Annotated in this window: 12 protein-coding genes; 1 reads left to right on the forward strand and 11 read right to left on the reverse strand. The window is 45.9% G+C overall.

The features are described 5' to 3' along the window. Positions 1–92: 92 nt before the first annotated feature. The 3 genes from FE296_RS05855 to FE296_RS05865 all read right to left on the reverse strand — a co-directional run bounded on the left by FE296_RS05855 (position 93) and on the right by FE296_RS05865 (position 3,520). A complete protein-coding gene (locus tag FE296_RS05855; RefSeq protein WP_150364478.1) occupies positions 93–1,082 on the reverse strand; it encodes a phosphotransferase in 990 nt (329 codons plus the stop codon). 166 nt (positions 1,083–1,248) lie between these two features. Further along, entirely contained in the window at positions 1,249–3,024 is a 1,776-nt protein-coding gene (locus FE296_RS05860; RefSeq protein WP_150364479.1) for a SulP family inorganic anion transporter, read from the reverse strand. Positions 3,025–3,190: 166 nt separating this feature from the next. Further along, entirely contained in the window at positions 3,191–3,520 is a 330-nt protein-coding gene (locus tag FE296_RS05865; protein WP_017690603.1) for an ArsR/SmtB family transcription factor, read from the reverse strand. Between the two features lie 194 nt (positions 3,521–3,714). Between FE296_RS05865 and FE296_RS05870 the strand changes: the two genes are divergently transcribed. Beyond that, on the forward strand, positions 3,715–4,659 hold the full coding sequence (locus FE296_RS05870; protein ID WP_150364480.1) for an alpha/beta hydrolase fold domain-containing protein: 945 nt from the start codon (positions 3,715–3,717) through the stop codon (positions 4,657–4,659). A gap of 110 nt (positions 4,660–4,769) precedes the next feature. On the opposite strand, the gene FE296_RS05875 is transcribed toward FE296_RS05870, so the two are convergent. From FE296_RS05875 to FE296_RS05910, 8 genes are all read right to left on the reverse strand, one after another. Beyond that, positions 4,770–6,347: a glycoside hydrolase family 43 protein gene (locus FE296_RS05875; protein WP_150364481.1), complete on the reverse strand. Its 1,578-nt coding sequence runs from the start codon at positions 6,345–6,347 to the stop codon at positions 4,770–4,772. Then, positions 6,344–7,243: a carbohydrate ABC transporter permease gene (locus FE296_RS05880; RefSeq protein ID WP_150364482.1), complete on the reverse strand. Its 900-nt coding sequence runs from the start codon at positions 7,241–7,243 to the stop codon at positions 6,344–6,346. The genes FE296_RS05875 and FE296_RS05880 overlap by 4 nt, the downstream gene beginning before the upstream one ends. A 15-nt stretch (positions 7,244–7,258) precedes the next feature. Then, complete coding sequence (locus tag FE296_RS05885; RefSeq protein WP_150364483.1) at positions 7,259–8,233, reverse strand: ABC transporter permease; 975 nt, start codon at positions 8,231–8,233, stop codon at positions 7,259–7,261. Positions 8,234–8,370: 137 nt separating this feature from the next. Beyond that, on the reverse strand, positions 8,371–10,041 hold the full coding sequence (locus FE296_RS05890; protein WP_150364528.1) for an extracellular solute-binding protein: 1,671 nt from the start codon (positions 10,039–10,041) through the stop codon (positions 8,371–8,373). Positions 10,042–10,218: 177 nt separating this feature from the next. Next, positions 10,219–11,793 (reverse strand): response regulator, encoded by a 1,575-nt coding sequence (locus FE296_RS05895; RefSeq protein WP_150364484.1) that lies wholly within the window; start codon positions 11,791–11,793, stop codon positions 10,219–10,221. A gap of 11 nt (positions 11,794–11,804) precedes the next feature. Further along, positions 11,805–13,607: a cache domain-containing sensor histidine kinase gene (locus tag FE296_RS05900; RefSeq protein ID WP_150364485.1), complete on the reverse strand. Its 1,803-nt coding sequence runs from the start codon at positions 13,605–13,607 to the stop codon at positions 11,805–11,807. Between the two features lie 382 nt (positions 13,608–13,989). Continuing rightward, on the reverse strand, positions 13,990–16,170 hold the full coding sequence (gene gnpA, locus FE296_RS05905; RefSeq protein ID WP_150364486.1) for a 1,3-beta-galactosyl-N-acetylhexosamine phosphorylase: 2,181 nt from the start codon (positions 16,168–16,170) through the stop codon (positions 13,990–13,992). A 13-nt stretch (positions 16,171–16,183) separates the two neighbouring features. Next, entirely contained in the window at positions 16,184–17,203 is a 1,020-nt protein-coding gene (locus FE296_RS05910; RefSeq protein WP_150364487.1) for a glycoside hydrolase family 88/105 protein, read from the reverse strand. Between the last annotated feature and the right edge of the window lie 150 nt (positions 17,204–17,353).

The raw sequence follows: 17,353 nt of genomic DNA on the forward strand, positions 1-17,353 counted from the left end.
TAATAAAGATGAAAAAGACCCTCCCGAGTTCAAGTTGACTCGGAAGGGTCTTAAAACAATCAAACCTACACCTAAATAATATTCATCATTTGCTAGGATATAATCCCCGTATCCCGGAATTCTTCCACGAAACTATCCAGCCAATCCGAACCATAGTCCAGCGCACCCGTATCACTTTCAATAAAAGCAACATCTAGTCCCATCACCCAGAATCGGCGAGCGATAATAAAGAGATCAACCGCCTGTTCGTCTTCGGCAGAGAAGCTTCTGACTGAACGATACCCTGCCATTAGCGCATCCCATAATGCTGCTTTTCGCTCATCAGACTGTCTTTTTCGAACTTTCACTTGAGCTAAATCATAGGCACGCCAGCCTTTGGCTGCCCACTCGAAGTCATAATGGATGAACTGATGTTCCTGTTGAAATACATTGTTATTCCCATGCATATCTCCATGGCACAGACCAAAGTCCAGGTCTTGTCTGGAAGTGGCAACGATGCGTTCTTTTAACGTTGTGGCAAACGTATGGAGAAATGCTGCTGCTTCATTGTTCTCACCGATATAGTGAATAATTCGCTCAAGGGGTTCGTCAATAAGTAACTTTAGATCCAGCTCATATCGTGGCAGCTCCATGTTCACCTGATCCATAGCTTCATGCAATTCAGCGGCAGATTGACCAAAGGCGTAACAAGACTCCTCATCCTCCAGGTTGTCCTCCGTACCCTCAATATACCGAAACATCACAGCAACCCGCTTGCCTTCCGCAGCCTCCAACACCGTATATCCCGTATGATCTTTCTTCTCGATGTATTCTCCAATGTCGGTATGTTCCGCAGAACCTAGAACGTTCTTCAGTTGAGACAATAACGAAAGCTCATACTGAACATCTGCCTCCGTAATTTCAGTGCGGTAGATCCGGAGAATATACATGCCACTGGACGTGCGAACCCGGTAGGTATCATTCAATCCTCTAAGCCAAAACAAACATTCTTCCCATGTTCCAATGTCATAGTGATTCCTCAATGCAGTCTCCAGATACCTGGGGTTAAGCACTGAACGTAAAGCAGTCGGTTGAATGGACATATGTATACTCCTTCAGTTTATATGATTATTTCTCATCTGATGAACGATGTAACCGTATTCACCTATCAACCTATAACATAGTCCATTTTTCATTAATTTTCCAGAATATATTTTTCAAACTGGTGCATCATCTTTGGAATTCCAAGTTTCCTCTCTCTTGAGTAGATTATACAGAACTGCTTGCATTGACCCGCTTCACAGATTTCAGCAGGCTATTACACTCTGGGTCGATGCCAGCGCTCGACAATGCAGCACATTCACGAAAGGCAAAATGTTTGCACCCCTTACACTTCTCCTCGTTTAAATGCTGTAACGCATAATTAATGGCTTCCCCAGTATGTTCAAACCGATGGGCAGGATTTAAACGCTCTAACAGACCCGTTCGTTTCAACATCTCAAGCGGCTGCTCTTGTATGCCCGATAACAATACAATTCCGCCCGACCGTTCAAAATGCTTGATTAAACTCGCCAGGTTAGCCTCGCCTGTTGTATCCATAAAAGGTACCTTGCCCATGCGCAACAGCAAAATGCCCGGTCGCCGATGAATTGAATCCATGACCGACTTCTCGAACATATCCGCTGCGCCGAAAAACAGTGGCCCTTCAATTGTATACAGGCTTATTTGCGGACAGTCATGTCCTTCCCGAACCATGTGGGCCATGACTTTCTCATGTTTATGATCGGGATCGGGCAGTACTTTGGCAACCTTCAACATCTCACTCATGCGTTTAACAAATAAAAGGACCGCCAGAATTAACCCAACCTCTACAGCCGTTGTTAAACTTGTAAATACCGTAAGCAAAAAGGTAATGAGCAGAACGAGTGAATCACTCGTCTTGGTTTTCATGACATGCACGAAGGATCTTCGTTCACTCATATTCCAGGCAACCAACATGAGAACTGGAGCCATACTGGCAAGAGGAATGTGGGATGCGTATGGCGCAAAGAGAACAAGTACCAGCAAAACCACCACACCGTGAATCACGCCAGACCATGGCGATACTGCGCCGGATTTGATATTTGTTGCTGTACGTGCAATCGCTCCTGTTGCAGGAATACCACCAAACAACGGCGTCACCATATTAGCAATCCCCTGCCCAATCAACTCTCGATTGCTGTTATGCCGACTTCCGGTCATGCCATCGGCAACAACAGCTGACAGCAGCGATTCAATTCCACCCAGCATGGCGATGACAAAAGCGGGTTGCAGCAAGTTCACAATACGCTCCCAAGTGATCTCAGGCATATGAAACTGAGGCAAGGAGTTAGGTATGGCGCCAAAGGACGAACCAATTGTAGCCACCTGCCCTTCAAAAAAGAACGCCGCGACTACCGTCGAAAGAACCAGCCCCACCAGTGATGCAGGCACCTTTGGTGCAAACTTGGGCACAAGCAGAAGAACAGCCAGACAGATTCCAGCTGTAAGCACACTGTATATATTAATCGCCGAGATATGCATCCCTATTTCTTTCATATTGGACCAGAAATCTTCGTGCTTCTCGATGCCTCGAAGTCCCAGAAAGTTCGTAATTTGTCCGCTAAAAATAATGACGGCGATCCCTGCCGTAAAACCGATAGTCACCGGCCTTGGAATAAACTTAATTAACGCCCCAAGCTTGAATACACCCATTAGTACAAGCATCAATCCTGCCATCATTCCGGCGATCAGCAGATTCTCATATCCATACTGCATCACAATGGCAAATAGGATCGGAATGAATGCCCCCGTTGGCCCGCCAATCTGGAACTTGGACCCACCCAGCAAGGAAATGAGAATCCCTGCGATTACTGTGGTATACAATCCATACTCCGGTTTGACCCCGGAAGCGATGGCAAAGGCCATACCGAGTGGAATCGCAATGATACCTACAATCAGTCCTGATAACAGATCCTTGCGAAAAGCGGCAGCATTGTACCCTGCATATCTCCCCATCCATTTCATGTACAAAAACCTTCTTTTCTTCATATATTTGAATATTTGAATATATTCAAAAGATTACTCCCCTGCATACGTCCTGTCAATCGGATTACGCACAATCCCAGCAGGAACCTAACACAAAAAAACAAGAACCTCCGGTGATTACACCCAGTTGCTCTTGTTTATTGTGTCAGGACTCTTTACGAATATCTTCCAGCATGGAAATGGCATCAACCAGATGATTGTCAAAAATCTGTTTGGTGACTGCCAACAGGTCCTTAATCAGCGGATCACGCAACGAATAGGTGACGGTTGTCCCTTCTTTTATTCCGTGGACCACGTTTTTGCTGCGCAATACAGCCAGTTGTTGTGAAACAGCAGAGCCTTCCGATCCCAGAATGCTTTGCAGTTCATTCACGTTCTTGGCTCCTTCACTCAGCAGCTCCAGAATCTGAATCCGCATCGGGTGTGCCAACGCTTTGAAAAAATCCGCTTTAAACTGTTGTATGCTCTGATTCATACGCTATGCCCCTTCAATCGAACTTTTGAAGATGCAAATATCATAACATAGAACGGGTACCATGCTTTACTCTAACCGTAAACGGTTTGATGGAAAAATTGAGATTGACCTTGAAGTACACTTTAACCTTTATACTTAACTTACAGTCTCCACAGATCGTATATCTGATCTCCATCAGGAAGGGTGATTCCTCAATGAACATGTATATCCATAATCACAAACGCTCGTTGACGAGCTTGCTATTCGAGAAATATATCGGAATGTTAGATACCAAGAAAATTTTTTCAACACGCGAGCTTACCCGCAAACACCTGGATCATATGGGCTTGGAAAACATTAAACCTTATACCTTGGGTAAAACAAAACTGTTATCTTCCATCAAAGAGCGCTCCCTTGAAGACATGCAGGTATTCACATTAAACGATCAGCATTCCCGTGAACAGAGGGTCATTCTCTACATTCATGGCGGGGCGCATACACACCAGCCGCTGTCTTTACACTGGAAATTCATGGACCGCATGGCTCAGGCTCTGAATGCCAAAGTTGTTGCTCCCATCTATCCAAAGGTTCCGCATTTTAACTATCAGCACACGTATCCGAAACTGCTCAATCTATACCGGGATCTGCTCGCCTCTGTGGACGACCCGGCACAATTCACCATTATGGGGGATTCCGCAGGCGGGAACATATCCCTAGCCTTGGCCCATTATCTGAAGATGCATGATCTCCCGCAGCCCAAAGATATCATCTTGTTATCACCTTGTGTGGATATGGTGCTGGACAATCCGGTCATATTTGATTACGAGACCCGCGACCCCATGCTCGCTGTGGAAGGGTATGATGTCATCCGGCGGATCTGGGCAGCTGACAAACCGTTGAACGATCCGTTAATCAGTCCAATCTACGGAGATTTCGTCGGTTTGGGCAAAATCAGTATCTTTATCGGGACTCACGAGGGCTTGTTTCCTGATAATATGAAGCTCGACAAGCAGCTGACGGATCAAAGAATCGATCATCAAACATACGTTTATCCCAAAATGAATCATGTTTTCGTCCTCTATCCGATTCCGGAAGCCAGGGATGCTCAGCGTAAAATAATTAACATCATCAAAAGCTCAACATATGAAACTGGACAATAGACTGTAACGCCTCCCCATAACCCTTTGGCAAAAAGAACAGCAAAAAAGCTCAATCCTTGGACTACCGCCACCGGATTGAGCTTTCTTGCTGTTATTCTGTCATCTAAATATTATTTATATGAACCATATTCAAACCAGTCAAAGTCTGCTACCTGATCAGAGGAAGTCCCGTTGCTACTGCTAAACATTCCGATACAGCAGCCAACAAAGCCGCCAGCTACTTCAGTGCTCAGGCTGCTTGTATCCACCTGTTCCGCAACCAGATGATACTGACTTCCATCCGTACTGTAATAGAAGTTTAATTGCTGACCTGTCGCGGCCAATTTGATATACACCCGCGATACTCCACGATCCAGCGCGACCTGCGCAATGTGGGTATCCTGACCATCTATAACGGTCACCACACGCAGCACCTGCTGATTCTCGGCCAGAGCACGCTCAATCCGTACGTGATACAGATCGTTCTGAATGACGACAAGACCAGCCGTTTCGTTTTCATTTCCAGGCACAAATTCCATCGCTGTAGCTGCGACATAATCCATATGCCTTTGACGCAAACAAACAAAGCTGGAATTTTCTTTTTCCTTCAGTGTTTGCGGTTTCAGCTTCAGCCGCAAGTATCCTTTTCGTTCGGTTAATGAATAGAGATCCTCCTGAGGATTGCGCAGGAACATCCATTGCAAACCCAGACAATCGCTGTCAAAATGGTCAAAACGCAGTTGCGGCTCTACCGGGACAGGCTTCAAATCCAACGTGCCATGCTCCTCCAGGATTCCGCGTCCCTCATTGACAACAGGCCATCCGTCCTCCCAAACGACAGAAGCAAGGAACGTCTCCCGCCCCAGGTTACTATAGCTCCCTCCATATGGACGCGAAGCAAGCATGACCATGAACCATTGCCCGTTCGCAGTCTGCACCAAGTCGGCATGTCCTACATTAACAACAGGGTAACGCTTACCCAAATGGCGATGTGTAATGATTGGATTATTCGGATTCCCGACGTATCCTTCGGTCAAACTTTTACTACGAGCAATGGTCACCGCATGGTTTGGCCCTGTGCCTCCCTCTGCAATCAATAAATAGTAATATTCATCGATCTTATATAGATGCGGGCCTTCCGGCCAGATGACATCCACCATCGCCCCGCGCCACAGAACGTAACTGTCTCCCATCAGCTTCATACTGCCCAGATCCAACTCCCGCAGCCACACTTCCCAGTTCCCATTGTAACGAACTCCCTCGGAGCAAGGACGTGTACCAAGGTAATACGCTTTGCCGTCATCGAAGAAAATCGTAGGGTCTATGCCTTCTGCGCCTTCAATAAAATAAGGTTCAGACCATGGCCCAGCCGGGTCGGTAGCGGTTACAACAAAATTGCCGCCATGTGATACATTGGTTGTAATCATATAGAAGGTGCCTTCATGATACCGAAGCGTTGGAGCGAATATCCCCTGTGAATGGCCTGCTCCCTGAAGATTCAATTGTGAAGGGCGGTCCAGCACATTGCCAATCTGTTTCCAATTCACAAGATCACGACTCTGAAAGATCGGAACGCCAGGAAAATAGGCAAATGTTGATGTCACCAGATAAAAATCTTCACCCACCCGGCATACGGATGGATCTGGATAAAATCCGGGCATAATCGGATTGTTAAACGTGCATTGTTCGCTTTGATTTGCATTTTTCATTCTTTTACCCCTCCAATGGTTAGTCCAGTCACAAAGTATTTTTGCAAGAACGGATACAGTAAAACGATTGGCATTGCCGTTACAACCGTGATTGCTGCCCGAATGGATACAGGCGTCACCATGTTGGTTACATTTTTGAATGAATCCACATTGACGGTTCCCCCCTGTGAGGTCGCAGAGGATAACAATTTCATCAGCTCATACTGCAAGGTGGTCAAATTCCGATTTCCCGCCGTGTACAACATGGAGTCAAACCAGGAGTTCCACTGACCTACAGCAATAAACAGTGCAACTGTAGCCAGAACCGGTTTGGATAAGGGAAGCACGATACGCATGAAAATCCGAAAATCTCCGGCTCCATCCATCTTCGCGGATTCTATCAATCCCTCGGACAGTCCCTGAATGTAGGTACGAATGACGATCATGTTGAACACCCCGATCAACCCGGGAATAATGTATACCCAGAAGCTGTTCAGCAGCCCCACTTGTTTGATCAGCATGTATCCCGGAATTAAGCCGCCGCTGAAATACATCGTCATGACAAACAGCGTTGTGACCAATTTGTTGAACATATACTCCTTGCGGCTCAGCACATAGGCCAGCATGGCTGTACAGAACAACTGCACAACCGTTCCCACCACGGTTCTGGCGACCGAAACAAATGCGGCTTGCGTCAGATTCGGGTTTTGGAATACGGAGACGTAATTTTGCAGCGTCCATTCCCTCGGCCAGAGATAGATCCCCCCGCGGATCGTATCCAGACCGTTATTGAAAGATACGGCGATGGTGTTTAAAAAAGGATATAATGTAACAACCATGACAAGCAACATAAATATGCCATTGGTGATTGAAAAAATAGAGTCTCCCAAGTTTCGTTTTCTACTAAATCGCTTCACAGCTATGCCCCCTTATCATATCAATCGCTCTTCACCAAGAGACTTGGCAATCCCGTTGGCGATGAATATGAGCACCAGACTGACCACACTTTTGAAAATGCCTGCTGCGGTGGCAAGTGAATAGTTACCAAGATTAATCCCGTATTTTAGAACAAAAATGTCGATTGTCTCGGATACATCCTGTACCAGTCCGTTCCCCAGCAAGTATTGAATCTCAAAACCTGCGTTAAGTACGTTACCCACGTTGATGATAAGCAGGATAATGATCGTTGGTTTGATGCTTGGAAGTGTGACATTGAACATTTTGCGAAAGCGACCGGCTCCGTCAATGGAAGCTGCTTCGTATAAGCTCGGATTAATCGACGCCATAGCCGCCAGATAGATTATCGTACCCCAACCAATTTCCTTCCACATGCTGGACAGACCCACAATCCCCCAGAAGTATTTGGGTTCGGCAAAAAAGTTGATCGGTGCCTCAATCAGGCCCAATTTCGTCAGCAGCACATTCACAATACCTGTTTCCGTTGACAATACATTCGCAACGATGCCTGTTACGATAATCCACGACAGGAAATGCGGAAGGTAGGAAACCGTCTGCACCACGCGTTTGAACAAAATCATCCGCAGTTCATTCAATAAGAGCGCCAGACCAATCGAGCCGACAAATCCCAGAAACAGACTGATCAGGCTCATCGCCAGCGTGTTGCGAATGACACGTAAAAATGCAGGGTCTGTGAATAACGTTCGGAAATGATCCAGCCCCACCCAATCCTGCTCCATAAAACCAATGCCCGGTCTATAATTCTGAAACGCCATCAACCAGCCCCATAATGGTCCATACGCAAAAATAGCGATAAACGCAATAAACGGAAATGACATCCACATTAATTGTCGCTGACTTTTCATTTTGGACAGGTTATACCCGATCCAGCTTGTTCCCGATGGGGTATGGCTGGTCTTTAACGAAGGCTGCAGCTCCTTTTTGGCCATGTTTTTTCTCTCCTTGCATACGAGTTTATCTATATCATCCAGTTTGGATGAATCGATTACATTCCTATCCAATCTCCCAAATCTGGCGTGTAAGAAAGGCTACGGGGTTCCCCATAGCCTTTCTGTGTGTCAGGCCCCTATCCCCACAGTTCCATGCGTCTGCGGACTTCTTCCGTCAGCGCATCTTCATACGCTTGAATATCTGCTCTTTCCTTGAGCGTGGCTTGATATTCTTCCCAAGCTTTATCAAATTCGGCTGGTGAAGTCATAATCACTTTTGGCAGCCATTTGCGTTTTACATCGTCCATCTTCTGTTTGGCGATGGTCTCCGGTTTATTTGGTTCGAAATTATAAGTATAGATCGGGAACCACGGTTCATTTTCCTCCGCAGGCTCCAGGAAGTCGGTAAACTTCGTATATCCATAAGCCTTCAGTACTTTTTTGTCGATGTCATTTAATGTGGCAAGGTACTCTTCCGGCTGCTCCTTAGGGTCAAGGGCATTCTTCCCGTCAGCGGTCATGCCTTCATGATGCGGGAAATAGACCAGTGGGCTTCCCGTATTCGCCAGCACCCAGTCCGGATCTTTGGAATTCGCACGTTGCTCTTCATTCCTGGAGAACACACCTTTGTCATCGACTTGGTAATCCACGCCTTCCTGCCCCCAGGTTCTCAATACCTCCATCTCAGGGTCCAGCAAATCATTAATATATTGAAGTGCTCCCTCGATATCCTCGCAGCTCTTTGTAATGGCCAAGCCACCATTCACGTTAAGGATTGGATTGTTCTGATAACGCCCTTTAACATCCTCGGAGAGTGTAATGGATAACGGTACATAGGTTTTGTCATACAATTTTTGCTTCACGAGTGATGCCTCGGCGTCAAGGAACTGCCATCCTTGATCCACCATGCCCAGCACACGTCCTGTTGAAATTTTGGATATATATTGATCATAGTTTGCTGTAAAGGTTTCGTTATCGACCAGGCCTTGATGATAGACCTCATTAATTTTCTTGAAATATGCCTTCGCTTCCGGAATGGTATTATAGTTTTTGGCCGTCAGCGTTTCTTTATCAACGATGGCTGCGCCTTCGTTAGGATAACCAGCCATGAAGAGCGGAGGGTTCTCCAGTGCGAAATAACGCCAGTCATAGGAGATAATTTCAAATCCAATTGTTGGCTGACCATCAACGGTCGGGTGAGCTGCTTTATACCGTTCAATCAAGTCGAAGTATTGGTCAAGCGTTTTGATTGTCGGATAATTATCCCACTCCAGTACGGCCTTCTGAATCCAGAACGCTTCTCCGTCATGGGATACTTTCATCGATTTTTCTTGTATATTGCCGAATTGAGGAATGAAGTAGATATGTCCATCCGTCGTATTTTTCATCTTCTTCCAGTCTTCGCCCAGGTAATTTTTGATGTTTGGATATTTATCGATGTAATCCTCAAGTGGTACTAACGCCCCTGCTGCTACCAATTGCTGAGTACCATCACTCCCATCGATAAAATCGGGATATTCGCCGCCTGCAATGAGTACTCCAATTCGCTCTTTGGCTGTTTGGCCCGTAAGCCAGTCCATCGTGACTCGTACGCCTGTTTTCTCCTCAATAGCCTTTAACACCCGATTATCGTCAGGCGCAATTTTTCCCGGTACGGCAAAAAATGCGGAAAATTGTTTCAATTCCCTTCCATCTGCTGTCTTTTCCCCTTTCGAGGACGATCCCGGTGTGCATCCAGCGAGTGCGATGACCAGTATTAAAGCGAGCAGAGCACTATACTTGATTCTTTTTCTAACATCCTTTTTCATCATGACCCCTCCATCGATTATATTGACAGAAGCTTTTTGGAAAGCGCTTTCCAAAGGCTGACTTAAAATTATCATGCTTCCATGCCCCTCTCAACGGGATAAACTATAGATGGAATCCCACTAATTCCAGCATCTGCGAAAAAAATATCCCGCCGCTCCGTCAAGGAGTGCAGGATGTTAATCCAGAGAGTACGCAGCATGGGCACTTTTACGATATTGTGCAGGAGTCTCCCCCATGAGTTTCTCGAACCGGCTAATAAAGTAATCGGAATCCCGATATCCCACCATTGTTGCGATTTCGTATACTCTCTGATCTGTTCTGCGCAACAGCCGGGCGGCTTCCTCAATACGCAATTGATTCAAATAATCACTGAAGCTGATCGAGAAATGCTTTTTGAAAATCTGACCCAGATATGCACTATTCATGTAAAACTGCTCCCCGAGCAATTTCAGGCTGATATTTTCTCTGTAATGCTCGTGAATGAAGGCCTCAATTTTGGCTAATACGCCCATCGCATTCGACTTTTGCTGCTCCTTCAGTTTCTCTGCGCACATGAGCGAGAATTCGCATAAATGTTCAATGTTTTCCTCCATGGATAACATCGCGTAGTTCACCTTCAGAAAAGTCGATTCCATCAGCCCGGAATCTGGAGTAACCGCATCGTTATTCACGAGATCCAGCAATGTGTATGCCAAATAATGCAAGTGGATACGGACAATACCCGGCTCGATTCGCTCATCCAGAAAAAATTGGAAAATTGCCTTTGCATGACTGTATAACTCATCCGTCTGCTGTTCCTCAATAGACTTGACTAGCCCATCAAACAATTGTTTTTCGAACTGTCCCGGCCGATTAACAAATAAGGTCGTATCCATAAGTTCGAAGTAATAAATGGGCCTGCAAGTGGTGAAGAAACGTAAGCTTTTCATTATGCCGCAGGATTGATAAGACTCGTGCAGCGCCTCCAACTCATGTACTTCCTTCCCGACATAACAAGCAATAGCCGTCTCTTGACCATGGCTCAGATCGGCATGTAATCGGGTCAAATATTGCTCCAGGGTCACTGCCTCACGGTTCACCATCAGGTCCGTAACAATGAGCAGAACCGCATTTTTATCACCTGTGAACGGCTTCAAAATTTGTCCCGGAAAGGGCTTGCCCACCCTTGCCTCAACCCGAGCGCACCAATCCGTTCCCTGTTCTGGACCAGCTTCCGTTTCAATCAGGATGCAACGCAGTATGCCGGCATCTTGATAGTGGGGCTGCAGACTCGTAACAGCATCCTCCTCAGCCACCCCAAGCAAGATTGACTGCATATGCTGAGCCATAATAATCCGATCTTTTTTTTGCTGATATCGCTTCTCTTCCGTCCGCGCATTAAATGCGACCTTGAACTCCTCAAGCACCTGAACCAATTCGGTCTTCACAATAGGCTTGAGAATGTAGTCATCCACCTGATATTTAATAGCCTGCTTGGCATATCCGAACTCATAGAATCCACTTAGAAGAATCAGCTTGATGTCACCGCTATATTGCTCGTACAGGGTTTTGGCAAGCTGTAATCCGTCCATTTCCGGCATCTTAATGTCGGAAATCACCAGATCGGGCTGCATAGCGCGTATGCACTCCAATGCCTGCATGCCATTGGAAGCCTGACCGCAAATCTGAAATCCGTAAGACTCCCAATCAATTAACAATAGAAGTCCTTGGCGAATAAATGGCTCATCGTCCACAATCAGCACGTTGATCATATCCTCGCTCCTTATTCTTGAGATGCCTGCATAAGAGGAATTTGAATGCCAATCGTTGTTCCCTTCCCCTTTTCACTGAATATGTGCACCTGAACGAAATCATCAAAATACATCCGCAGCCGAATATATGCATTCATCATACCAATGCTGCTAAGCTCGCTCATCCGATCCATACTCGGGTCTTGCATCATTTTGCGGAGCGAGGCCAGCTTGTCCTGATCCATACCAACTCCGGTATCTCGAATGGAAATGTATAGTTCATTACTTCGAATTTCGAATAATACCTCTACGACCCCATCATTCGACGTCCCCTCAATGCCATGGATACAAGCATTCTCCACAAAGGTGAGAACGGTTAGTTTGGGTATCATCATGGCAGTAATGGATTCGTCTGTGATCCGGATTGCGAATTGCAGCTTTTCACCAAAGCGATACTGCTGGATACTCAGATAACTCTCCACAAAATTGATTTCCTCTGCGATTGTAATCAGATCATCACCCCAATTGATCGTCTGACGTAACAGCAGTGCCAGTTTATGAATGACATCGGAGGTTTCAAGTTCGTCCTTGATCAAACTCCTCATACGGATCGTTTCAAGCGTGTTGAACATGAAATGGGGATTCACCTGACTCTGAAGGGCTTTCAGCTCCGCCTGCTTCTTGGAGAGCTCAAGGGCTTGCCGCTCCACTTGACCCTTAAACACAATTTCAATCAAGTTCTTGATCTTGATGACCATCATGTTATAACTATGGGTCAGGCTACCGATCTCGTCCTTGCCCACAGGTCCCGATATCACTTCAAATTTCTCATGCTTCACTTGATCCAGGTGCTTCGCTATCCGATCAACTCTGATGACCAGTGATCTGGATATCAACCAGATCAGCAGTGTGGGCACCAACAGATTAAGAATGATCAGCAAAGTCAAATTAAGCTTGGAATTAACAATCTCCGACAGAACGTCCAATTTCTCCGTGCTGACGAAAATCTGCCAATCCTCGGATACGACGGGAATCGATTGCATGGATTGAACAGGATCAATTGGACTGTTCGCAATCAGATTAAATGGCTGGCGCGTCTGGTTCATTTCGGAATCGTTCGAGAAAATGACCCTGCCATCCGAAACGACATACACCTTCCCATTTGCCCCCTCATTTTTAAGCGATTTGTTGATGAAAGCGTAGTCCAGATCAACCTTTAACACCTTTTCAACCTGCTGCTCCCCAAAGTAATCCAGCTTACGAATAATGCTTACTTTGCGTCCTCCCTGACTTTGCGACATCTCCGCCTGCTGTTTGTCAAAATACGAATAGATCATGATATGGTCGCTTGTGTTCATCAGCGCTTGATACCAATCACTTTTCTTCACCTCATCATCCAGCTTAATGAAGTTTCCTCCATTGACGAAGGTATCATTGCCAACATAAAACGTAATTTGATTCACCTGCTGGTAGCTGTAATAGTACCTGACCAGATTGTTGTTGCTAAGCATATCATAGTAGGCAGAGTAATAGTCTTCCTGATCGCGATACTTGAACTCCATGAAACGGTTCAGCGTTCCATCGGTATAGAGAAAATTGGACACATACAAGCTATTGTCTATACTGTTCCGCAGGTTGAACTTGATCCTTTGCTGCATTTCATTGAATCGGCTATGCTCCTTCTCTTCAATGTTACCTTTGATGCTTAGGTAAAACACGGTATTTGTGACCAGGACCGGGACCAGCACACAAAAAATGAACAATATGTACAACTTGGTTTTGAGACTCCAATCATCCAGAAACTGAATACGCTTACAGTATGTCTTTCGGCTCATGTTATGTCTTTGTCTCCTCTAACCATGTCATATATCAACATTATTATAACGAGTACAGGAAGGGTTGGATACTGCAATCCAGGATTTCCGGGAAGCCCTTTAATCAACTTCCCGATTTACTGCCCAGCAAGAAAGACACTAACACCCCCACATATTTTTGTATGAACCCGATCTGATCCTAAGTCGAAACGGGTATCACGTTATAATTTCAAGAGCATTTCGTACTGGTCCACATGATATGCAAAACCTGATTTGACCAGGAGGAAATCTTGCATCGTTTTCCGTACGATAAAATCTTCTTCCTTCGGAGTTTTCAGACACGCCCTAATAACTAAAATAGACCGATCCCTGGTTAAGGGATACGGTCTATCGAGTCATCATGCTATGGGGATACCGATTTTGTTAAACCAATTTTGGTGATCACCGTATCATACGGGTCCAATTCCATGGTCTGTTTTCCATGCTCTGTACTGATCGTCGTGGACTGAACCTGATCGCTATTATTGATCACAACCAATATGTTGCTCTCAGGGTAGTAGGCGCACTCGGTGTACAAGTTATCCGTGATGTACTTTGTTTCATGGAATTCATTGCCCGCAAATCGAATCAAATTCAGAAGCAGTCTTGTATTTGCCCAGCTGAATTCAAAGGAAGGCAGGTAGATCCCTTTTCCTTTTCCAAAAGCATGTGTGGACAGTGTGATCTGACCATCCGTTTCACTCACTACAGCTGCTGATCCATCAGTAAGATAAATGTTCTTTTTCGGAAGTATGCTGGCCCCCTCAGGCACCAAACCATACTCATCACTAACCTCATACGACCATTTTCCATGAACAACTTTGGCGCCTGTATCCTCATCCACCCCAAGCACGTGGGCCATTCTGAAATAGCTGTCGTACCCATCCATTGCCGAAGGCTGGTTAATGCCAATAAAGGTACCACCCTCATACACCCATTGGGTCAATAAGTCCACAGCCTTGTGGTCACTCCAATGCTCTCCACCGCTCCATGCTGAACCTGCAGAGCCGGCATTGATGACAACATCTACATCCTTCAATACACCCTGACGAATATCCTCAAAATCAATAAACTGCACGTCAACCGGTAACCCGGCTAATGCCTCATTCACATGAATCAGATCATGCATATGTGTTTCATGAAAATGACCGGACAAGGTCCACGATCTTAACTTGCCCCAGCTATGCAGCACGGCTACCTTTGTTTTGATCTGATAAGGCTTTCCAGCCTGATGCAGCTCTTTCATTTCCCTGAATTCATGGGCGATCTTCTCGATATAATCCACAAAGTCCGGGTAAGGCTCAACCAGATGCAAATATCCACCCAGTCCAATCCGGTCAATCGACTCACGCAGCAGCGCACGCCGGATATTAATCCAATATTTCTTCGCATCCAGGGTAGGGTCTCCTCCCTCTTTGAAGGTAGGAAGCCCGCCTAAGCCAACCGGAAACAAGTAGGGATGCAAGCGAATCTCATGGGTATCAGCCTTAACGCCTGAGCACATTCTTGCCTCGTAACCGGAGAACACACATTTGATCATGCCGTCGAATCCAAACTCCTGAAAGCGATCATTGTACGGCTCCATGCCCACCCAGCTGTCATCATAGAAGACATATGCCAGCTTGTCATGTTTGTGCACAATATCAATTAATTTCTTACCGAATTCAATGACAAAATCATTGATAAATGCCATCCAGTCCAGTTTGCGCTGATCCGCAGGCATATGAGTGACCTGATATTTACCGCCATTTACAAAGTCCTCGGCTGAGAGTGAATACCCAAATTTCTGAGCAAACAGATCCAGTGCTCTCGAACTTACCGTGAAATCGTATGAACCCCAATCCGAGAACAGATGGCGATTCCGTTCATCACTGCCCCAGATCCAGGCGAAGTTATAGAATAAGGAGGTAAAACGTACAACCGTTGTTTCCGGATGGTTTTGACACCACGTTTCCATCCAATCTAGTAGATACGTTTGCGTTTCCGTATAGATCGGGTCAATCTGCATCAGATGCTCTTTATCCCAATTATTCGTCGTATGATTGTACATGGAGATCTCTTCCCAGATCCGATAGACCATGAAACTCACCGTGTATTTATGCCAAGGAGCAACACCAGTAATGACAACATTGCCAGATTCCCTTTCATAATTCCATTGTCCTCTAGGTACCTCTTCCCCAGTCGTTCGATCATAAACCTGCCAATATTTAAACGCTTCTTTGGAATCATTCACCCTGAATTGTTCAGCGAAGAAGTCCTCCATCAGATAGATGGATACATAATCTTGGACAGCGACCTTCGGATTCGTAATGAGAAAACATTGCTGCAGTTTATCCAGATTACGGGATGCCCACTCATTATGATCCCGAATAATGCAAATGGTTGAATAGATGCCGTATCCGGCATTGATAATCTCATCGGACAACTTTGTACCGTCACTGTCACGGATCACATCGGCACCCCAGCGATCGGCAAGTTCCAGCGTCAGTGCCTCATAACCGGATTCTCCCGGTAGTGTAAAGGAGCCTTTGGTTGGTTTGAACAATGTGGTTCCCTCCCTATCTCAACATATCGGACAGAAAAGCGAGTGCCAGGCCCTGACCCCAGCCCTGAATCCAGTCTTTTGGAATATTGCGATAACCATCCCGATCCTTCATCACCGCCGTACCGCCAGATACACCAAGCACGCGTCCATCTTCGCTTATGTTGTTCAGGATACCTTCCAGTGCCTTTTGCACGTATTTGGTATGCAGTGGATTGCCGTTATTGATCATGGCTGCTGCAATACCCGCGGAAGCCGACACCTCTTCATACGATTCTTCGTCATCCAAAACCGTACGCCACAAACCATTCTCGGTCTGTACCAGCTTGAGAGCCGCCAACTGATCGCGAAGTGCACACTCTACATCCATACACTGCGGATACAGATACCAGTCTTTCAGTTGTGGTTTCACTTGAGACATTGTATAAGCGCCCCAAGCGTTCGCCCTCCCCCAGTAAAATCCGGACATATGGTCCTTGTTGATATGGTTATAACCGTGATACCACAGACTGCTGCTCGGATCTTGAAGGTATTTGATATGCCAGTAGTACTGATTCAGCGCATCCTGAATCATGGCTTCATCTTTTAATTTGCTACCTACACGGAGCAGGAAAAATGCCGCCATAAACAAGGTATCCGCCCAAGCCTGTTCCGGAAAATCATTGGAAACGGATACCGTATGCTGAAGCACATTGTCTCCAAAGCGAAGTGCATGATTCTGGAGATAATCGACCTTGCTGAGGACAATATCCCAATATTTCTGATCTCCCGTTTCTTCATATAAAGTGATGAGCACATGGCCCATGGCACACGTATTTACCGTCCAACTTGGCAGACCCAGCTCGATATATTCGTCTGCCCATTTCACCAGCCTGTCCAGTATTTCTTGGTTGCCTGTCGTTTGGTAGGCTCTGGATACACCGTAATACGCCACACCGCCGGGCCAATCCCATGTCAGATCCATATCCAGTGTTTTCTTGGTAACGTTCTCGATTACGTTTAGAATCTGTTCCCGGTCATATTTCACTTGAAGCATTGTTATTCCCCTCTCGCTGCGCACACGCCCCCAAGTGCGTCCTGAGAGGTGTCCGTCCATTTTTGTAAACGCTTTACTTATTCCATTGTACGCAGTAAAATAGTCTCATTCTAAGCATATTCATAACAAAACTACGCAATTTCAATCATT

It is taken from the genome of Paenibacillus sp. UASWS1643, from assembly GCF_008693195.1.
Lineage (GTDB): Bacteria > Bacillota > Bacilli > Paenibacillales > Paenibacillaceae > Paenibacillus > Paenibacillus amylolyticus_B.